The organism is Lysinibacillus sp. KU-BSD001, assembly GCF_042920265.1.
Lineage (GTDB): Bacteria > Bacillota > Bacilli > Bacillales_A > Planococcaceae > Lysinibacillus_B.
Map to the genome: position 1 here is coordinate 278,695 of NZ_JBDQZI010000002.1, position 19,922 is coordinate 298,616.

Sequence of the window (19,922 nt, forward strand, 5' to 3'; positions counted from 1 at the left end):
CCCATACTATTGACAGGATACAAGTTACAACGTCCACAATTCAGTTGTGCATTAAAACGCGTTGTAAGTGCACGTGTCGCATTGAGTCCAATATACCAATCCGCCTCTGAACGCGCGACCGCTGCATGATATAGATTTTCATATGCTTTCCCCGATTTTAAATTGGCGAATCCTTCTTTAATGGCTTTATCTGTGACAGACGAAATCCATAGTCGTTGAATCGGCTTATTCACTTTCGCTTTCGCAATAATCCAGCGTGCGACTAACTCCCCTTCACGCCCAGCATCGGTTGTGATAATAATTTCGTTCACATCGCTACGATTTAATTGTGATTTCACGGTATTAAATTGCTTCCCCGATTGCTTGATAACCGTTAGCTTTAAACGTTCTAGCAGCATCGGTAAATCTTCTAAATTCCACGATTTATATTTCACATCGTAGCTTTCTGGGTCAGCAAGTGTCACTAAATGACCAAGCGCCCATGTGACAATATATTTGTCCCCTTCTAAAAACACATTTCCTTTTTATGTATGCTATACCTACTATAACATAGTTAGCTGGCGTGAAATATGAATAAGCGCACTGCAATACTTTTGAAAAATGGGTTTATACCTTTAGAGAAACTTCATATATATAGAGTAAAAGCGAACAGAGGTAAAACGATTGGACAAACAACAGAGCAAGTTTCGATGGGTAGTCTTTGCGACTGTCCTATTTACGTATTTATTAATGGCGAGCCAGCGAACGGCTCCTGGATTAATTACAGATCAGGTAATGCGAGATTTTCAGGTCACAGCCGCAACGATTGGCTTACTAACGAGTATTCAGTTTTTCGTCTATACAAGTTTACAAGTGCCGATGGGGATTTTAGCTGATCGGTTTGGGCCTAATTTTTTTCTCATTGTCGGTGCAACACTAACAGGAATCGGGACGCTGATTTATAGTATAGGCACACATGAGTTTGTGCTCTTTTTTGCCCGTATCCTAACGGGGATCGGGGATGCGACCATTTGGGTCAATATGGTGCTCATCTTGGGCCAATGGTTTAGTGCTAAGGAATTTGTACGGTTAATTGGCGTGGCGGGCATGACGGGGAGTCTTGGGTTTCTGCTAGCGACCGTCCCCTTCTCTGCATGGATTGACCTCCTTGGTTGGCGCGGTGCCTTTTTTTCAGCGGGGCTACTGTTATGTTTTTGTGGGATCGTCCTTTACTTTGTACTCGTGAAAAAACCGCAACAGCTCTTTGTGAATGAATCGGTATCAATTCAACATGACACACCACATGAAAAAATATCCGTTTTACTACGAAGAATCTTTTCCAATCGGCAAGCATGGGCTTTATTTTTTTGCCATTTTGGGGTTGTCGGAGCGTATGTCGGCTTTATCAGTTCATGGGCCGTACCGTACGGGATGACGATGTATGACATGACACGGGCCGATGCGAGTCAGCTCATTATGATTGGTCTCATTGGGGCACTCATTGGGGCGCCTTTAATGAGTTGGATTTCTGGTCGGTTAGACAGGATTAAACGACCTTATGTTGTCGTTCATATCATGATTTTATCGAGCTGGGCGTTCTTTCTTTTATTTCATGGGCAGCCGCCCTTTTTCTTGCTCATCCTACTGTTCTTTATTATTGGCTTTGGATACGGGGCAAGTGCTTTAACATTTGCTGCCGTTCGTCAATCGTTTCCGATGATTGACTCGGGCATTGTCTCTGGATTTGCGAATACAGGGGGCTTCCTTAGTGCCGTATTGCTCCCCCTCATTTTTGGTTATGTACTCGATTATTTTCAGACTTCCGGTAGTATTATAGATGGCTATTATTACGGGTTCATCACGCCTGTTCTGTTTTCCGTCATCGGTCTCATTGGTGTGCTGAGTATTCAGGAAAAGCGTCACCATGCAAAAAGTAATTTGCCGTAAGTGAACTTAAAGTAGCATTAGCCTGAAAAGAGCTAATGCTACTTTTAATGTTCCAGCATAACGGTCGTGTTTTGCTCGTACGAGGATGTTTAGACCGGATACGGCGATGTTTTGCTCGGATACGGTAACTTTTAGACCGTTCATCACGGGCTTTTGCTCGGATACGGCAAGGTTTAGATCGGATGCAACGACATTTTGCTCGTATACCATAGCTTTTAGACTGTTCACTGTCGACAGCTTTAAAGTTAAAAAAATACAATACACCAATAAAAATAGTGTAATATTTTCCTATTTTCAGCTATGTGACAGAAATATTTCAGTGTGAATGTTGTTATACGAGTAAATTACTCGGGTATTATTACAAATGTAATACTCTCGTAAAGATCCTTCCATAATTTCAGTAATGAACTATCGAAAAAAAGCGATTATGATAGGTTCATACGAAAGCAGAAAGGATGAACAACAATATGTTTAAAAAAATCATCATGACAGCTGCACTCTCAATGTCTATCGTATTACCAATGTCTGCATCAGCAGCCAGTTCAACATATACAGTAGTACAAGGCGATACGCTTTGGAACATCGCATCTAAAAATCAAGTAGGGATTTCGGAGTTAATCTCATTAAATAGCAATTTAGCAAATCCAGATGTCATTTACCCAGGTCAAAAGATCATTATTGCTGAAAACGAGCAAGCGAGTGTCGAGGAAGAAGTCTTACACCTTGTGAACGTAGAACGTGCGAAAGAAGGATTAGCGCCACTTTCAATGGATTGGGAATTATCACGTGTCGCGAAATACAAATCACAAGATATGCGCGACAAAAACTACTTCAGTCACACAAGCCCAACATACGGTTCACCATTTGATATGATGAAGCAATTTGGTATTTCTTATAAATCAGCAGGCGAAAACATTGCGAAAGGCCAAACATCTGCAACGCAAGTAGTAAATGATTGGATGAATAGCCCAGGTCACCGCGCGAATATTATGAACACAAGCTATACACATATCGGTATTGGCTATGTAACAGATGGTCACTACTGGACACAAATGTTTATTAAAAAATAATAATCTTTAAGAAATAGGGGTGCCCTGAAAGTGAAAACTTTCGGGACACCCCTTCGTTAATTATAGTTTGAATTTCGTGACGAGACTTTGTAATGTTTCAGCCATAGCAGAAAGAGATTCAGCCGATGACGAGATTTCCTCCATTGCGGATAGCTGTTCTTCTGTTGTCGCTGATACTTCCTCTGTTACTTGTAAATTATTTTGAGATGCTACCATAATTTCATTCATGGCCGCGACAATTTGTTGGGTTTGAGCCGAGAACTCATGAATAGTAGCTGCAATTGCCTCCATCTCTGGATTTAATGTTTGCATACTTTGTGCAATATGAATAAATTTGCTCGCCGTTTCTTCTGTTATTTCAAGACCTAAGTGAACATCTTCGTTTACTTTGTCCATAGACATAACGGCATTTCCTGTATCCTTTTGAATCGTTTGAATAAGCGTCGCAATTTGCGTAGCGGACTGAGCCGATTGTTCCGCTAATTTTCGTACTTCATCTGCTACCACAGCAAAGCCCTTCCCTGCCTCACCTGCACGAGCCGCTTCAATCGCTGCATTTAATGCGAGTAAGTTCGTTTGATCTGAAATGTCTGTAATGACGTTTAAAATATGACCAATTTCTTGTGAATGGGTATTTAATCCTCGAATCATTTCGCTCGATTGTTCTACTGTGTGCTGAATCGTTTTCATCTGATTCATCGTTTTATTTACCGCTTCATTTCCGTATTGTGCTTGTTCTGTCGCTGCGCGTGTTAAATCCGATACGCGGTTACTATTTTCCGCCATTCGTTCAATGCCGATCGACATTGTATCAAATGCTTCATTCGCTTCTGTCACACCCGCCGTCTGCTTTTCTGAATCGCTTGTCATTTGCTCCACAGACTTGGCTACATGCTCTGTCGCGGCAGTCGTTTCTTCTGCGCTTGCATTTAACTGTTCACTGGAAGCCGCTAATACTTGGGCATTGGACGAAATTTCTGTTACAAGATGATTTAAGCTCGCAACCATTTTGTTGAACGAGATTTCTACATCATTTAGTTCATCTTTTGTGTGTAATGAAACTGTTGTCGTTAAGTCACCATTCGCTACATTTTTCGTTGCCACGTCTAACTGCTGTACTGCATGTCGAATCGAAAGATATAAACCTATAAATATGTATAGCGATACTAGCGTCACAATGATTAAGCTAATAAATACAGTAATCGTTGTACGGGAACTGGACTCTTTTTCTGCCACCGTGAAGTCCACCATCGTTGTCATACTTGCATCATATAAAGCAAATGCAGCATCAATCGCTTCCGTCGCAACCGTATAATAATTTGCTTTTACGTCATCGGTCAAACCTGCTTCATTCATCTCATTAGCTAACGTTAAAAATGCCTCTGCTTTTTGTTCAAATTCATGATAAGGCGCTTCCAAATCTCCTTTAAACGCTTCATTGACAAAAACAATGTCTAACGCTTTCTGTAAAGAATCTAAGTTTTTGAATATCGGGTAATATAAACTATATACATTATTTTTTTGTTCGGTTGTAAATGTTTCTGCTTCAATTAAACTGATGCCAGATGCACGTAGCATCCCTAAATCCTCTGTTAATTGGGGAATGGTAATAGCTATATTATAGGTTAAGTTAAACATTTCTTGGTTATCAGCTAATAACAGTTTGGATTGGTTGCTGACCATTCTCATCATATTTAAAATCGAATTGGTTATAGGCGAATACCCCATTATAATTTCTTTACCATCACTCCATTTTTTCACTTTTACAGTCTGCCACTCTTGCTCTAGCTGTGTGATTTCCTTTGTAATATTTAATGGGTATTTTGTTTGTCCGTCTAATTGTTTCAGTTCATCTAATGATTCATCTACACGTTGAGATGTTTCCTGTAGTTTACTTTCTACTGACGTGTCCCCATTATGTAAAGTCACGCTCATTCCGCGCATCAGCTGCATATTGTACAGTATATCTTTTAAAATAAAATTATAGGCTGCCCCTTCATTTCGCCTTTCTGCATTTTTAAAGTTCTCGTTCATTTCACTATTATATTTTATAGCGAAAAATACTAATGCAATAATTAGAATGCTACCTATTAATAAAAACTTTTTACTATACTTCATTCCATTTAAAAACTTAATGACAGGTATAAATATCCTCATGCAAAATTCCTCCAAATTCTCTCTATATCTATTGAATTAAATTTTCACAAAAGCATTTTGTATTGACTGCCTGTTCCGCATGAGTTCACTTAAAATATCGTGTGCAAATAAAGACATTACGAACTTCTGTAAAGAATAAACTCAACTCATCTACCTATTTTACCAAAAAAGGTTTCATATTCATGCAAAAAAAAGATATTTATACGTAATATAAAACAAAAAAACAACAACTTCTTTCATTTCTACGAGAGAAGTTGTTTCATATGATTTATTAAAAGCTATTTTTTATTTACGTCCAGTCCATTTGTCGCTCGCTTTAAAATTATAAACTGGGACAATTTGTTTCTGAATATCGACCGTATCGCCAATTTGCTCCACAATTTCTACCATCGGTTTATAGGCCATAGGAGCTTCATCTAGTGTCTCCTCCGAAACGGATGTTGTCCAAATCCCACTCATCGTTTCTTTAAAGTCCGTCATCGATAAATTTTTCATCGCCGCAGTGCGTGAATAAATACGCCCTGCACCATGTGGAGCTGACTCGTTCCAATCGGCATTCCCTTTCCCGATACAAATGAGTGAACCATCGCGCATATTCATTGGAATGACCAGCTGTTCCCCTGCCGCTGCCCGAACCGCGCCCTTTCGTAAAATCATTGCATCTAAATCGATATAATTGTGTACCGAGTCAAATTGTGTACCATACTCCCACTTCATATGCTCCGCGATAATGCGCGCAATCGTCTGGCGATTTTCGTGGGCAAACTGCTGTGCGAGCTTCATATCTGCAATATAATCATGAAATAATTCCCCTTCAAGATACGCTAACTCTTTCGGTACTACCGGGTTTTCCTTTTTAAACGCAGCGATCATTGGCTGAATTTCTTGGTGACGCCCGGCTGCTTTTAATGCGTCAATTTTTTCTGTTAAATCGGCCCGTTGAAGTGATTCATATGCACGTTTTTGATGCCAGTTGGCTACCTTTGCCCCAACATAACGTGACCCTGTATGAATTAATACATAATGTACACCTGCATCATCTTTTGCGACCTCGATAAAATGGTTCCCGCCTCCAAGCGTACCGAGTGATCGATTCGTATACGCATTTTGTAGACCGGTTGTCACAAATAAATCATTGGCGAATTGTTCGGTCATACGAGTGTTACTTGTGTCATCGTGAATAGCGTTGCCGCTTGGGACGAATTGGCGAATGACTTGATCCAACTGATTAAAGTCCATTTCACCCGAGCCAATCTCTGCGACCAATACACCGCACCCTACATCGACCCCAACTAAATTGGGTACAACTCGCCCGTTTAGCGCAATCGTTGTCCCAATGACACAGCCTTTCCCCGCATGATAGTCTGGCATAATCCGCACTTTCGTCCCCGTCATAAAGGACTGATTGACGAGCTCCTCAATTTGCTGGATGGCTGCCTCTTGCGGGTTATTTGTATAAATAATCGAATCTGTATACTGCCCCTGTACTTTAATCATCCAATTCCCCCTCATTTTGTTGAATGTCTTGTATTTTTGCGTGTAAAAAAATGTCGATAAACGCAGTTGATATGAAACATGGAGATAAAAAATCAAAACCACTTAGCCGTAGATAGCCTAAACATAGTAACCATAGACTGATTTATCTCCTAACATGAACGGGGTTGTTATGACTATGCTCTGCTGGATAATAGTAGTCAACAACTGCAAACACCACGACACTATTATTTCAATGATCACGTGCATCCCCTTATTTAATCCATACGTGTAAAGTGTCCAAATAGTTCCAATCGTTTTCCATGAGCTAATCATGCCCCTTGAGAAAACAAGTTCATGTAGCTAACAATCGATCAAAACGCTCGAAACAGCAATGAGTAAATTATTGCACTTATTGTATAATATTTTACATCACAAAGAGGAGTGAAGATGACAATGGCTCATCCATATAAACAAATTTACGGTTCTTATGAAGTACCAAAAGAAATTCACCAGTTACATGCGCTTGAACAGGAACTAAATCGGGAAGATCTATCTTTAGAAATGATTGGATTACAACCGCTTCATGATTGGTTTACTTACCCTATCACCCCGCCAGATTTAATTCCCTTTGCTCATACAGGTGGGGCTGGGATTCATTTTGGCTTTTTAACTGATTTTGGTTTAACGAAGGATTTACAAGATGCGCCGATTGTTTGTGTTAGTCCCACAAATGATCCACCTATTAAATATATGGCTCGAAATATTGGGCAGTTTTTCAATTTGGCATCCTCTGTCCCCCATGTTGAAATGCTAGATGATTTTTGGGCATATGATGATGCAACACAGATCCAGGCGCACATCGAGGAATTTTACAAAGATACCCCAAATGATTGGGCAAAGAAGAGACAAGCTGTGTTTACACGTTTTCAAGCAACATTCGGCACACAGCAAGAACAAGTAATTCCTTACTTCCAAAAGGTACAACTCGAGCGGAAAAACAGACAATCTCTGTTCACTTTAGATGGTTTAGGCGTTATAGGCGAAAACGCTTCAGCGGAAGGTAAAAGCTACGCATTTGATTCTCATCATTCATTAAATGAGCAAGAGCTTCAACGAATGCAAGATTTCTTAAAACAAGCAAGCCACTTAGAAAAACTCGCTTTTATTCGGGACGCGCATTACCGCTATGTCGTGGCACCAAACTATGACGAAGCGGTGCTGCAGATTATCATTGAACTTTTGCAAAGTATGGATCTTCAGGCGGAACTACAACGTGTACTTGCTAGAGAATAATTGTATCAATTCAGACATTTTAATCTTTTCGTTTTTCGAAATATTTAATAACACACCTCTTCAATAGTATGTTAAGCTACTCCATGTTTTGCATATTGAAGTTGATGAGGTGTTTTATGAGCAATCCAAAAGAGCTAAGTTTGTTTAAATTAACTTGGCCGATTTTTCTCGAGTTATTTTTATTTATGTTAATGGGGCTTGCCGATACATTTATGTTAAGTGCTGTATCAGATGATGCAGTGGCAGGGGTCGGTGCAGCCAATCAATATATCCAAATATCGATTCTTATTCTTGGGGTTGTTGGCACAGGGGCTTCCATCGTTGTGTCACAATATCTTGGCTCTAAACGGGAACTAGAAGCGGCGAAAATTTCTGCCCTTTCTGTGACGTTAAACTTTTTCGTCGGCTTAGCGATTAGCCTATTATTTATCGTATTTTCTAGTCACATTATGACGTTTATGAACTTAGAAGGCGATGTCCTTGTTTTTGCCCAAAATTATTTAGCGATTGTTGGGGGCTTTATTTTCTTCCAAGCGCTCATTACTTCGCTTGCGGCGATTATCCGCGTGCAAGGCTGGACAAAGCAGACGATGTACGTGTCACTTGGCATGAATGTCCTACATGTAGTGTTGAACTATCTTTTGATTTTCGGTCATTTCGGGGCACCCGCACTCGGTGTAGAAGGCGCGGCGATTTCGTCTGTTATTAGCCGTGCATTAGCTGCGATCGTCTTCTTCTGGTTGCTGTACCAAGCACTCGATGTCACAATCGAACTACGCTATTACTATACTTTTTCAAAAAATTATATGAAGAAAATCTTACAAATTGGTATTCCATCGGCACTTGAGCAAGTACTATACCAAACTTGCCAAATTGTGTTCCTCTACTATGTCACGTATTTAGGCGCGACTGCACTTGCCGCCAGACAGTATGCCATGAACATTTCCATGTTTACGTATTTGTTTGCGATGGCTATTGGGATGGGGACAGCCATTTTGATTGGGCGTCATGTCGGGGCTGGTGAGCAAGACATCGCCTACAAGCGTGTGTGGTTTAGTGTCAAAACCGCGCTGCTCTTCACATGCGTCATGGTCGGGATTGTGACGATTTTCCGTGAACCACTCATGCGCGTTTTTACAACGAATGAAGAAATTATTACGATTGGGGCTTCTGTTCTTCTACTAAGCGTACTACTTGAAACGGGTCGTACCATTAATATTACGGTCATCAATGCATTACGCGCTGCGGGTGATGCACGGTTCCCTGTCAAAATCGGTTTTATCTCGATGATTTGTATCAGCCTATCGCTCGGTTATGTATTTGTCTTCATCATGGATTTAGGACTTATCGGCGTGTGGCTAGCCATTGCGACGGATGAATGGATTCGTGCTATCCTTGTCCTGTTTCGCTGGAAAAGCCGCAAGTGGGAACGCTACGCCATTGTTTCAGCTGATAAATAATGTTTTTCAACCCGCAGATGTGAAGACTCTGCGGGTTTTGTTATACCAATATGTTTTACATTTAGTACCACCATTTGAGGTTGAAACAAACAGGAGCAAATATTTGTAATTTATTGCACGGAAATGAAACCGAACAACTTCTAGCTTTGTCTAACTCTATAAGATAGGAGGCGATTTTTTGACCGAGGATGAAAAAGACGTTCACTTAAATGCAGCAATGGCACAACACGGAGATTATTTAAAGCGATTAATATTTACATATGTAAAAGATATACAGAAGACAGAGGATCTTGTACAGGAAGTCTTTATGAAGTTTTATAACAACCTTCATCGTTTTGAAGGGCGCTCCTCCATTAAAACGTATCTATATCGTATTGCAGTAAATGAGTGTCAAAATTATTTAAAAAGCTGGCATTACAGAAAACTAGAAATGACCGAAAAAATTAAAACGTGGAAAAAGCGAGATGGTCTTGAAGCGGACTACATACAAAAAGAACAAAATCAAACGATTGGGGAATTAGTCAATAAGCTGCCTGTCAAATACCGAGAAGTCATATGGCTCTATTATTATATTGAATTAACAATTCCCGAGATTGCGGATGTGTTAAAATGTTCCGCGAATACCGTGAAAACACGTTTAGCAAGGGGTCGGAAATTAGCCAAAATAACGATAGAGGAGGGTCACTATGAATATTAAAAAGGAACTTGAGAAATCTATTCCTACGTCCTTACATTTAACAGAGCAGGAAAAAGCAAAGATTCGGTACCGTGTACGTTCATCTCATCCCCCTACCTTTCAAGCAAAACCTGTAATGGTATCGATTTTAGCCGTTATGCTAATCGTCATTTTATTATTACCGACTTTACAATCCGTGGAACAGAGTGCTTCTAATAGTGAATCATCTATTACTGATGAACAAGTAATAGAAAATAATTCGAATGAACTAACAATGAATCATTCACCACTTTCTCTGACGGATGAACAAAAACGACAATATCATGCACAATATGTAAAAATTGTAGAACAAGCGATGGAAAAGAAAGTGGGAATATCTATAGCTGTATCCCCAATAGATGAGTTTAAAGAAGAATATTGGGTTGAACCGAAAGAATTTGAACAGCGGATTCAATCGATGGTCGATGAACATTTAGCAACAGAACGTGAAAAAATCCGTGCTATGTCTACAACCCCTGAACAAGCAGTCATGAATGGAGATGGGAATGCAACAAAACTCACATACATTTACTTTTCAGATATTTTAAGGAAGATTGAAGTAACAGGTCACTTCGAAACACAATATAGCGCCTATCATGACCGCCAATTGTTTATAGTAGCAGACGATATTTCAACACAATTGGCAAATTCTTCTGGTACATGGGAGCAAACATCCTATCAAGCTTCTTTAATAGATGGCGGTCGAACGTATCGTATTCGGATTGAGGGAATTTTCGATTTAAATAATATAACATATGAAAAAGCCTTTACAATCGAATTTAGATGTGATGAATTTGGCAAAATTTATTAAAGTACCCGTATGCAGCACGCCTTCTCAAAATGAATGGGCGTGTTATTTTGATAACGAAAAAAATCAACAAAACGTTTACATTTTATACCTTTTAAATTAAAATTTTCGATTTATAATAGAGATGTAATCTAATTCGAAAGGAGCATTTGTAATGAAGACTAAAGTAGTGTTTTTCGAAGTTCCTGGTGGTACAGACAAGTGGTTAAATGGGTATCGGAAAGATACGATGCCTATGGTGGATGCGCTGAAAAAGCGTGGACAAGAAGCAGAAGTCATTTTCTTTACTATTGAAAAACGTGATGAAATTTTTGACTATGTGAAAGAAAATGCCATCGCCTATGTTTCGCGCATTAACCCTGGCAATTTAAAGCATGAAGCGGAATATTTTGATATGTTACGCGAGTTATGTGCGCTTGGTGTGATCGGTATGCCGCATCCTGATGCGATGATTGGCTATGGTGCAAAAGATGCATTAGTGAAACTGCGTCATACTTCCCTTGTGCCTGAAGATACATACGCTTACTACACGACGGAAGAATTCAAGTCGACATTCCCAAAAAGTTTACTTGGTGGCGAGCGTGTATTAAAGCAAAATCGTGGCTCAACAGGCGAAGGCATTTGGCGTGTACAACTTGTGGATGCGTTAGCTGAAGATGCAACAGAAGTACCACTTGATGCCAACATTAAGTGTACAGAAGCAAAAGACAATCATGTTGAATATCACACACTCGGTGCCTTTATGGATTTCTGTGAGCAATATATTATTGGCGCAAACGGAATGCTTGTCGATATGCCGTTCTTACCACGCATTAAAGAAGGGGAAATTCGTTTATTAATGCTACGTGACACACCTGTCAATGTCGTTCATAAAAAACCTGCCGAAGATGCAGATGCCTTTAGTGCCACGTTATTCTCAGGTGCACAATATCGCTACGATGCTCCCGAAGATTGGGCTACACTAGTACATGCATTTTTAGCACAATTACCTGACATTACGTCTTTACTTGGTGGATATGACTTACCACTTATTTGGACAGCCGATTTCATTTTAGATACAGATGAACACGGGAATGACACGTATATTTTGGGTGAAATGAACTGCTCCTGTGTCGGCTTCACTTCCCAACTCGAACTTGCTGAAAGTGTGGCTGAAGAAATTATCGCTTGCATTGGTATAGAAGTGGAAACAGCTGTTTAACCGGTACTCTTATACAGTTAGTCCCTTCGGTGATGAAGGGACTTTTTTATTTACGCGGTTTTCGGTGAGTTTTACGCGGGTTCGAACTAGTTTTACGCGACTTCCTCATTTTAATTTATAGCTTTCTCCGAATATAATGCTATAATATAGGACAATGATAAATAAAGTCCTTCGGGGTCGGGTGTAATTCCCAATCGGCGGTGATAGATTTTTCTTAAGCCCGCGAGCGTAACAGCAGGATTTGGTGCGAATCCAAAGCCGACAGTAATAGTCTGGATGAGAGAAGGAAGCGATTTTCTCAAAAAACACATGTTTTTTGAGGTTTCTTTCGTGTACTCAAAAATGACCCCCAAGTGAATTTCACTTGGGCTTTTTTTATCGAAAAAAATATTTCCTTCGGGGTCGGGTGTAATTCCCAATCGGCGGTGATAGATATTTTTCTTAAGCCCGCGAGCGTAACAGCAGGATTTGGTGCGAATCCAAAGCCGACAGTAATAGTCTGGATGAGAGAAGGAGCGAAAAATCAGTCTTTTTAAAGGCTTATTTCGTGATGCCTTTTTCATCAACCCCTACTTTCGTTAGGGGTTTTTATTTTTGATGGAGGTGAGTCACATGCAATGGAGAAAAGCTTTACATTCCCCTTTTGCACCAATATCTGTGCGTAAAAGAGGTGATGACAGCTAATGTTTACAGGAATTATTGAAGATTTAGGAAAAGTAACAGCCCTCAAATCAGGAAAAGATCATATGGAGCTGACGATTTCCTCTAAAAAAATAGTCGAGGATATACATCTAGGTGATAGTATCGCCGTCAATGGGGTGTGCTTAACGGTGACGACCTTTACGACTGATACGTTTACAGTCGATGTGATGCCTGAGACGGTCAAAGCATCGAGCATTCAATCTTTAACAAGAGGAAGCCTGGTGAATTTAGAGCGTGCGATGGCTGCGAACGGACGCTTTGGTGGACATTTCGTTTCCGGTCACGTAGACGGAATCGGCACCATTTTAAAAAAGCGCCCCGTTGCGAATGCCGTCTATATTGATATCGCGATTTCACCTGAGCTAGCGAATGCGTCCTTACCAAAAGGATCGATTGCGATTGATGGCACGAGCTTAACGATTTTTGAATTAACGAATAAAACAGTAACCGTTTCTTTAATTCCACATACGTACAAAGAAACATTACTTGGCATAAAAAAAGAAGGCGACATCGTCAATATTGAAACGGATTTACTCGGTAAATACGTACTGAATCATTTCAAACAGCAAGAGAAGTCTGGTATTTCACGAGACTTTTTATTACAACATGGGTTTTAGGGGGGATTTTGAATGTTTCATACAATTGACGAAGCATTAGAAGATTTAAAGGCTGGAAAGGTCATTATTGTGGTCGATGATGAAGACCGCGAAAACGAAGGCGATTTCGTCGTGTTAGCAGAGCATGCTACACCGGAGAATATTAACTTTATGGCGGTGCATGGACGCGGGCTCATTTGTACGCCGCTCTCCCCTGCCCTAGCTGAGCGATTAGCCCTCCATCCGATGGTGAGCTACAACACAGATAATCATCAAACAGCGTTTACCGTCAGTATTGATTATAAAACGACGGATACAGGCATTAGTGCATTTGAACGCTCTGAAACGATTTTGCGGCTACTAGATCCTGCTACTGTCGCAACCGATTTCCGTCGTCCGGGGCACGTGTTCCCGTTAGTCGCAAAAGAAAAAGGCGTATTGGTGCGCAATGGACATACCGAAGCAGCCGTCGATTTAGCGGTGCTTTGCGGCTCGCAGCCAGCTGGCGTCATTTGTGAGATTATGAATGAAAACGGTGATATGGCGCGTGTCCCAGAGCTAATCGAAATCGCGAAAAAGCATGACTTAAAACTAATTACGATTGCAGATTTAGTGCGCTATCGTTATGAAAAAGAGCAGCTCATTACACGAGAAGCGAGCATCCACTTACCGAGTGATTTCGGTACGTTCCGCATGAATGGGTATTCGAATTTACTCGATGATAAAGAACATTTAGCCCTTTACACAGGCGATCTGACAAAGGAAGTAGTACCACTTGTCCGCATTCATTCGGCTTGTGTAACAGGTGATATTTTCCATTCTAAACGTTGTGATTGCGGGCCGCAGCTGCATCAGGCACTGGACATGATTCAACAGGAAGGTGCTGGTGCCGTTCTTTATATGGCGCAAGAAGGACGCGGGATTGGGCTATTAAATAAATTAAAAGCATACGAATTGCAAGAACAAGGCTACGATACAGTAGAAGCGAATGAACAATTAGGCTTTGCGGCTGAAATGCGTGATTACGGGCTTTGTGCACAAATGCTACGCGACCTTGGCATTATGAAGGTGCGCCTACTGACAAATAATCCAGCAAAAATTGCGGGCTTAGCACAATATGGCATCGAAGTGGTAGAACGTGTACCTTTAACGATTGATGCCGTACCAGAAAATGAGTTTTACCTCGAAATCAAAAAACAAAAAATGAATCATATTTTTGCATAGGAGATGGGACAAATGGGACAAATTTTTGAAGCACAATTAATCGGAACAGAATTAAAGGTTGGCATTGTCGTTGGCCGATTCAATGAATTTATTACAGCAAAATTATTAGACGGTGCGATGGACGGGTTAAAACGTCACGGTGTCGCAGAAGAAAACATTGATATCGCCTGGGTACCCGGTGCATTCGAAGTACCGCTGATTGCTAAGAAAATGGCCGAAGCAAACAAATACGATGCGATTATCGGCTTAGGAACAGTGATCCGCGGCTCTACAACGCATTACGACTACGTATGTAATGAAGCCGCAAAAGGCATCGCAAGTGTTGGATTATCTACAGGCGTACCGATTATCTTCGGCATCGTAACAACAGAAACAATTGAACAAGCGATTGAACGCGCTGGCACAAAAGTCGGCAACAAAGGCTACGACTCAGCCGTATCCGCCATTGAAATGGCAAACTTAAGTAAGCTCATCGTAGGCTAAGGAAATCTCCCCTATCCAATTATGGATAGGGGAATTTCGATTTATAGACAAACTTTAGTAGTTAATAGACATTCTGAGCTCGTTTATAGACAAACTGCTGTCGTTAATAGACAAACCCTGGTAGTTAATAGACATTCTACATTTAACGATTAATTCATCAGCTCCCCTAAAAAAAGCAATGAAATATACCCGCCAAGAACAACAAAACCTATAACCAACCATATAATGAGCAGCAAACATATGCTAAAAAATATTCTTTCAAACCATTTTGTATAAATAAAGCTCATCCACTATCCCACCCTTTGCGAATTTATTATAAAACGAGCAATCATACAGAAATGTTTCATCTACATGCTTAAGGAATTTCCACTTCCGGCTCTATATGTATGCCGTATCTTTTTCCATTATGCCATTCCCTTTTCATACATAAAAATCCCCTCTGCTATGCTTGAACAGAGGGGATCATTGCTATACCGTTGCGACCTTATCTTTTGACTGCGGGCTTAATTGTGCGGCGATTACACTATTAATCGCATTAATATAGGCAAGTGCAGAAGCTTTTAAAATATCTGTATCTGCTGCCTTCGCGATATACTTTTCGCCTTCATGCTCGACAATAATTTTCACTTTTCCGATTGCTTCTTTTCCGCGCGAAACAGAGTTAATATTGTATTCCACTAGTTTCACTTCAATGTCCGTAATCGTGGCAATCGCTGAGTATAATGCATCCACCGGACCCGAACCAACAGCACTTGCTTTATACACGTCATTTCCTTTTCGCACTTTCACACTTGCAGAAGGGAACGTTGCGTTAGAAATGATTTGTAAATCTTCAATATCATAAAATTGATCCGCGTAACTTTCTTTATACGGATTGTTTGTATGTGTTTTTTCGTAATAGCTTTCTACAATCACATATAAATCGTGATTGTATACTTCCTTTTTCGAGTCGGCTAATTTTAGGAAGTCTTCAAAAATGCCTTCAAATTCTTCTTCCGTAAAGTTATTGAAGCCTAAATTCTCTAATGAATTTTTCACCGCATGACGACCAGAGCGTGCTGTTAATACAAGCTCCATATCCTCTAACCCGACATCTTCTGGACGCACGATTTCATATGCATCACGCGATTTTAGTAAACCATCTTGGTGAATACCAGAAGAGTGTGCAAAGGCGTTGTCGCCCGTAATCGCTTTATTCACTTGCACATCAAGTCCCATAAAACTGGACACTAAACGAGATGTGTTCATAATTTCCTTCGTATTAATGTTCGTAAATACATCGTACACATCGCCGCGTGTCTGAATAGCCATCACGACTTCTTCTAGTGCTGCGTTTCCTGCACGTTCTCCGATACCGTTAATCGTACATTCCACTTTATCTGCCCCATTTTTAACGGCTGCTAATGTATTCGCTGTCGCCATCCCTAAATCGTTGTGGCAGTGCACAGATAATAGAACGGAAGGGTCGACGTTTTTCATACGATAGTTTAGCTTTGCAATCATTTCGCCCCATTGCTCTGGCTCGGCATAGCCCACTGTGTCCGGTACATTAATCATCGTGGCACCAGCCTTCATGACAGCTTCAACCGTCTTCCATAAATATTCAAAGTCTGAACGCGATGCATCTTCTGTTGAGTATTGCACTTGCGGTAAAAGTGTTTTGGCATATTTGACGGCATCTACACCGATTTGTAAAATTTGATCCTTTGATTTATTAAATTTCTTTTCTACGTGAATGTCTGATGTACCAAGCACCATATGAATCATTGGATTTTCTGCATATTTGACCGCATTATACACCGAATCAATGTCTGCCTTTACTGCGCGAGCTAATGCGGTAATCATAATATCTGACGTGTTGCCGACTTTTTCAGCAACTGCCTTTACCGCATTAAAATCGCCTTGAGAAGAAGCTGGAAAGCCTGCTTCGATAATATCGACACCTAACTTTTTGAGTTGTTGGGCAATTTCCACTTTTTCATATAAATTTAATTTTGCTCCCGGTACTTGCTCACCATCGCGTAAAGTTGTATCAAAAACCCAAATTTTTCTACTCATTGTCAAAACTCCTTTTCAATTTGATTTGTTCGAGAACGCTCGCACGAAAAAAGCTCAATCAATTACGCCTCGGCGGAATTGCGTCCGGATTTTGAATTGTGCAAGCACAATTCATTCCTTTCAAAATCCGTGACATCCGCCGGAAGCTTTATCTTCATTCAATTCGCATTTGAACTCTCTCCAAAAGAAGCTACAATCGTATTCCTCTTGCCACCTATAGAAATAGTAGTCTTCTACTGAATGAAGATAAAAAAAATCCCGCCTCATATGAAAAACAAATTCCATAGAGACGAGATTGTTCTCGCGGTACCACTCTAATTGAATGCGCATTACTGCATGCATTCCCCTTATCAACAGCTATCACTGTCTAGCCCGTTAACGGAGGCAACCGACGTCCCTTACTACATACGTTCAGGGAGTAGCTCATGGACGAGTTCAAAATTCGCGTCTACCGGTTTGCACCACCCACCGGCTCTCTAAAAGTACGCAGCCTTTTTACTATTTCCAATCGAGGCTTAACTGTTCTCTTGAAAGAAATTTTAATCAATCATTTTTTAAAAGTCAACATTTTTCTGAAAATATTTTCTTTTCTTTATTTAGCGAAAATAGACAAACCTTTGTTTTTAAATTTTAAAAGGCATCCTCCCGCTCCTTGCGATGGCTCTTTTTTCATGTCATAATCCATAACAATTGAGATGGCAAAAAGGATGTGGATAATTTGAGGAAAATTTTATTAGTCGATGATGAAGTCTCTATACTAAAATTACTCGCTACGCATTTTCAGCAATGGCATTACGATACAATTATCGCGAAAAATGGACAAGAAGCGCTAGACATAATGGATGAAACGGTCGATATTGCGGTTGTCGATGTCATGATGCCACTTGTAGACGGCTTGGCGTTAACTAAAATACTAAAAGAAGATTGGGAAATACCTGTTTTACTCTTAACGGCACGTGCACAGCTGGATGATAAACGGGCTGGATTTACAGCAGGGGCGGATGACTATATCGTGAAACCATTCGAGCCTGAGGAGCTACTATTCCGGGTTCAAGCAATTTTACGTCGATACGACAAGCTGACTCAAAACAAAATAGAATGCGGGGATTTAATGTTAAATCGGGAGCAATATGAAGTGACAAAAGGGTCTATCTCCATTGTGCTACCGAATAAGGAATTTGAGCTATTAGCTATTTTATGTGGACGTACCCGTGTGTTTGAGCGCCCTTATTTAATGGAGCAGGTGTGGGGGGATATCGTAAGTGATGACACGCTCAATACACATATTAAAAGGCTACGTGACAAGCTCGCTCGTCTAAAAAGTACGGTAACGATTAAAACGGTACGTAATGTTGGTTATCAAATTGAGGTCGAACATGAAAACACTTTATAGCAAATTTACCCTTTTTACCATTGCCATTATGATCATGAGCTCGGTCATCGGCTTTTTAATGACCAATGCCCTGTACCATCAAGTCATTAAAGGACAAAATGACGCTAAGTACGTCGAGCTCGTGACACATATTGTCGATTACATTGAACATGAATCACCGGATTCACTTGACACATACATGCAACACCTTGGACAAATTGGCTATCAAATTTATTTAGTCGATACGGATTTGCAAGGGACCTTTTATGGTGGCCAATATCGCCTACGTGAACTCCCTCCAACTGTCATCGAGCGCGTCTTGGACGGTGAAACGTATCACGGCATTAAACAATACCCGAGACAATTATTTATTACCGGCTTTTTTGCGAATGACTTAACAAACACAGTTGGGCTACCCTTCCAATACGAAGGAAACACATATGCCATGTTCGTACGATTGGATATTCCATTATTGTTTAACGAAGTGCATTTTATTGTAGGGGCCATCATCACCATTGTTCCACTTCTCAGTATTGTGGCGATGATTTTCGCTGCGTGGTATTTAATCAAGCCGATTCAACGACTGACTCGCGCGACGCAACAAGTGGCAACCGAAAACTTTGATGCTTATGTAGAGCTGACTCGCCAAGATGAAATTGGTGAACTGGCACGAAATTTCAATGATATGACGGAAGAATTAAAAAAACAACGGGAAATACGGAAAGACTTTATCCGCAATGTCTCACACGATTTTCAAACTCCCCTACAAAATATCGGGGGGTATGCCTCGCTCATTCAAAAACATGAGGAGAGTGGTAAGCAAATAGTGGAATACGGGCAAATTATCGAGGCAGAAAGCGAGCGACTTTCACGTTTAACGAAACAGCTCCTCCTTTGGCAAAGTGCGACGAAGCTTGTCGAGCAAAAAGAGCGCCTCCTACTAGATGAAGTCGTGAAGCAGGTCGTACAGGAGCGTCAGTGGTCGCTACAAAAAAAGCAAATGACCGTTTGGTTGGAACTTGCCCCTATGCCGATGAAGGGCAGTGCGCCATTTTTAACGTATGCCATCGAAAATTTATTGGATAATGCCATCAAATATAGCGATGCTGGGAGCGAAATTACGATGACTGGCACATGTCAGGACGGGAAAATCACACTCCATATACAAGATGAGGGAGACGGAATTGACGCCACGCAATTACCGCATATTTTCGAGCCCTTTTTCCGTGGGGAACAATCTCGGACAACACCAGGAACAGGGCTCGGTTTAGTCATCGTCAAGCAAGTCGTGGAATTGCACAATGGCACGATTGAGGTGAAAAGCGAGAAGCATAAAGGAACTACCTTTATTTTAACGTTTGATGCGCATAATTGTGACTAG

General features: G+C 40.7%; 16 protein-coding genes, 1 pseudogene, 2 riboswitches and 1 other annotated feature. Of the genes and pseudogenes, 12 read left to right on the forward strand and 5 right to left on the reverse strand.

Annotation, left to right across the window (positions count from 1 at the left end):
* Positions 1–29: 29 nt before the first annotated feature.
* Positions 30–524, reverse strand: a pseudogene (locus tag AAGS61_RS04580) (toprim domain-containing protein); the annotation flags it as partial.
* Between the two features lie 139 nt (positions 525–663).
* On the opposite strand from AAGS61_RS04580, the gene AAGS61_RS04585 reads away from it, so the two are divergent.
* Positions 664–1,926 carry an MFS transporter gene (locus tag AAGS61_RS04585; protein WP_391367956.1) on the forward strand — a complete coding sequence of 421 codons (1,263 nt, stop codon included), beginning with the start codon at positions 664–666 and terminating at the stop codon, positions 1,924–1,926.
* Between the two features lie 6 nt (positions 1,927–1,932).
* On the opposite strand, the gene AAGS61_RS04590 is transcribed toward AAGS61_RS04585, so the two are convergent.
* Positions 1,933–2,136 (reverse strand): hypothetical protein, encoded by a 204-nt coding sequence (locus AAGS61_RS04590; protein WP_391367958.1) that lies wholly within the window; start codon positions 2,134–2,136, stop codon positions 1,933–1,935.
* Positions 2,137–2,393: 257 nt separating this feature from the next.
* Here AAGS61_RS04590 and AAGS61_RS04595 point away from each other — a divergent pair, with 257 nt between their 5' ends.
* On the forward strand, positions 2,394–2,996 hold the full coding sequence (locus AAGS61_RS04595; protein ID WP_391367961.1) for a CAP domain-containing protein: 603 nt from the start codon (positions 2,394–2,396) through the stop codon (positions 2,994–2,996).
* A 60-nt stretch (positions 2,997–3,056) separates the two neighbouring features.
* On the opposite strand, the gene AAGS61_RS04600 is transcribed toward AAGS61_RS04595, so the two are convergent.
* Positions 3,057–5,153 carry a methyl-accepting chemotaxis protein gene (locus AAGS61_RS04600; protein ID WP_391367964.1) on the reverse strand — a complete coding sequence of 699 codons (2,097 nt, stop codon included), beginning with the start codon at positions 5,151–5,153 and terminating at the stop codon, positions 3,057–3,059.
* A 285-nt stretch (positions 5,154–5,438) separates the two neighbouring features.
* On the reverse strand, positions 5,439–6,650 hold the full coding sequence (locus AAGS61_RS04605) for an RtcB family protein (protein ID WP_391367967.1): 1,212 nt from the start codon (positions 6,648–6,650) through the stop codon (positions 5,439–5,441).
* 426 nt (positions 6,651–7,076) lie between these two features.
* On the opposite strand from AAGS61_RS04605, the gene AAGS61_RS04610 reads away from it, so the two are divergent.
* From AAGS61_RS04610 to ribH, 8 genes are all read left to right on the forward strand, one after another.
* Complete coding sequence (locus tag AAGS61_RS04610) at positions 7,077–7,922, forward strand: hypothetical protein (RefSeq protein ID WP_391367970.1); 846 nt, start codon at positions 7,077–7,079, stop codon at positions 7,920–7,922.
* Positions 7,923–8,038: 116 nt separating this feature from the next.
* Positions 8,039–9,382, forward strand: coding sequence for an MATE family efflux transporter (locus AAGS61_RS04615; RefSeq protein WP_391367973.1), 1,344 nt, complete (start codon positions 8,039–8,041; stop codon positions 9,380–9,382).
* Positions 9,383–9,560: 178 nt separating this feature from the next.
* Positions 9,561–10,079 (forward strand): sigma-70 family RNA polymerase sigma factor, encoded by a 519-nt coding sequence (locus AAGS61_RS04620; protein WP_391367975.1) that lies wholly within the window; start codon positions 9,561–9,563, stop codon positions 10,077–10,079.
* On the forward strand, positions 10,069–10,908 hold the full coding sequence (locus AAGS61_RS04625) for a hypothetical protein (protein ID WP_391367978.1): 840 nt from the start codon (positions 10,069–10,071) through the stop codon (positions 10,906–10,908). The genes AAGS61_RS04620 and AAGS61_RS04625 overlap by 11 nt, the downstream gene beginning before the upstream one ends.
* A 151-nt stretch (positions 10,909–11,059) precedes the next feature.
* Positions 11,060–12,106 carry a Cj0069 family protein gene (locus tag AAGS61_RS04630; RefSeq protein ID WP_391367981.1) on the forward strand — a complete coding sequence of 349 codons (1,047 nt, stop codon included), beginning with the start codon at positions 11,060–11,062 and terminating at the stop codon, positions 12,104–12,106.
* A 163-nt stretch (positions 12,107–12,269) separates the two neighbouring features.
* A riboswitch (FMN riboswitch) is annotated at positions 12,270–12,398 on the forward strand.
* A 96-nt stretch (positions 12,399–12,494) separates the two neighbouring features.
* A riboswitch (FMN riboswitch) is annotated at positions 12,495–12,625 on the forward strand.
* 164 nt (positions 12,626–12,789) lie between these two features.
* Entirely contained in the window at positions 12,790–13,425 is a 636-nt protein-coding gene (ribE, locus tag AAGS61_RS04635) for a riboflavin synthase (protein WP_391367983.1), read from the forward strand.
* Positions 13,426–13,437: 12 nt separating this feature from the next.
* Positions 13,438–14,628 (forward strand): bifunctional 3,4-dihydroxy-2-butanone-4-phosphate synthase/GTP cyclohydrolase II, encoded by a 1,191-nt coding sequence (locus tag AAGS61_RS04640; protein ID WP_391367986.1) that lies wholly within the window; start codon positions 13,438–13,440, stop codon positions 14,626–14,628.
* Between the two features lie 12 nt (positions 14,629–14,640).
* Positions 14,641–15,111 (forward strand): 6,7-dimethyl-8-ribityllumazine synthase, encoded by a 471-nt coding sequence (ribH, locus tag AAGS61_RS04645; protein WP_391367988.1) that lies wholly within the window; start codon positions 14,641–14,643, stop codon positions 15,109–15,111.
* A gap of 468 nt (positions 15,112–15,579) precedes the next feature.
* Here ribH and AAGS61_RS04650 read toward each other — a convergent pair whose 3' ends face one another.
* Positions 15,580–17,169 carry a 2-isopropylmalate synthase gene (locus AAGS61_RS04650; protein ID WP_391367991.1) on the reverse strand — a complete coding sequence of 530 codons (1,590 nt, stop codon included), beginning with the start codon at positions 17,167–17,169 and terminating at the stop codon, positions 15,580–15,582.
* Positions 17,170–17,451: 282 nt separating this feature from the next.
* Positions 17,452–17,690: a binding site (T-box leader), on the reverse strand.
* Positions 17,691–17,887: 197 nt separating this feature from the next.
* On the opposite strand from AAGS61_RS04650, the gene AAGS61_RS04655 reads away from it, so the two are divergent.
* Together AAGS61_RS04655 and AAGS61_RS04660 are read left to right on the forward strand one after the other, a co-directional pair.
* On the forward strand, positions 17,888–18,562 hold the full coding sequence (locus AAGS61_RS04655; RefSeq protein ID WP_391367994.1) for a response regulator transcription factor: 675 nt from the start codon (positions 17,888–17,890) through the stop codon (positions 18,560–18,562).
* A complete protein-coding gene (locus AAGS61_RS04660) occupies positions 18,546–19,922 on the forward strand; it encodes an ATP-binding protein (protein ID WP_391367996.1) in 1,377 nt (458 codons plus the stop codon). The genes AAGS61_RS04655 and AAGS61_RS04660 overlap by 17 nt, the downstream gene beginning before the upstream one ends.

What these genes read in the sequence shown, in the direction of transcription:
- AAGS61_RS04610 (WP_391367970.1), top strand. Translation starts at nt 7,077, where the DNA reads ATGACAATGGCTCATCCATATAAACAAATTTACGGTTCTTATGAAGTA.
- AAGS61_RS04590 (WP_391367958.1), bottom strand. Translation starts at nt 2,136, where the DNA reads ATGGTATACGAGCAAAATGTCGTTGCATCCGATCTAAACCTTGCCGTA.
- AAGS61_RS04660 (WP_391367996.1), top strand. Translation starts at nt 18,546, where the DNA reads ATGAAAACACTTTATAGCAAATTTACCCTTTTTACCATTGCCATTATG.
- AAGS61_RS04605 (WP_391367967.1), bottom strand. Translation starts at nt 6,650, where the DNA reads ATGATTAAAGTACAGGGGCAGTATACAGATTCGATTATTTATACAAAT.
- ribH (WP_391367988.1), top strand. Translation starts at nt 14,641, where the DNA reads ATGGGACAAATTTTTGAAGCACAATTAATCGGAACAGAATTAAAGGTT.
- AAGS61_RS04615 (WP_391367973.1), top strand. Translation starts at nt 8,039, where the DNA reads ATGAGCAATCCAAAAGAGCTAAGTTTGTTTAAATTAACTTGGCCGATT.
- ribE (WP_391367983.1), top strand. Translation starts at nt 12,790, where the DNA reads ATGTTTACAGGAATTATTGAAGATTTAGGAAAAGTAACAGCCCTCAAA.
- AAGS61_RS04625 (WP_391367978.1), top strand. Translation starts at nt 10,069, where the DNA reads ATGAATATTAAAAAGGAACTTGAGAAATCTATTCCTACGTCCTTACAT.
- AAGS61_RS04650 (WP_391367991.1), bottom strand. Translation starts at nt 17,169, where the DNA reads ATGAGTAGAAAAATTTGGGTTTTTGATACAACTTTACGCGATGGTGAG.
- AAGS61_RS04630 (WP_391367981.1), top strand. Translation starts at nt 11,060, where the DNA reads ATGAAGACTAAAGTAGTGTTTTTCGAAGTTCCTGGTGGTACAGACAAG.
- AAGS61_RS04595 (WP_391367961.1), top strand. Translation starts at nt 2,394, where the DNA reads ATGTTTAAAAAAATCATCATGACAGCTGCACTCTCAATGTCTATCGTA.
- AAGS61_RS04640 (WP_391367986.1), top strand. Translation starts at nt 13,438, where the DNA reads ATGTTTCATACAATTGACGAAGCATTAGAAGATTTAAAGGCTGGAAAG.
- AAGS61_RS04600 (WP_391367964.1), bottom strand. Translation starts at nt 5,153, where the DNA reads ATGAGGATATTTATACCTGTCATTAAGTTTTTAAATGGAATGAAGTAT.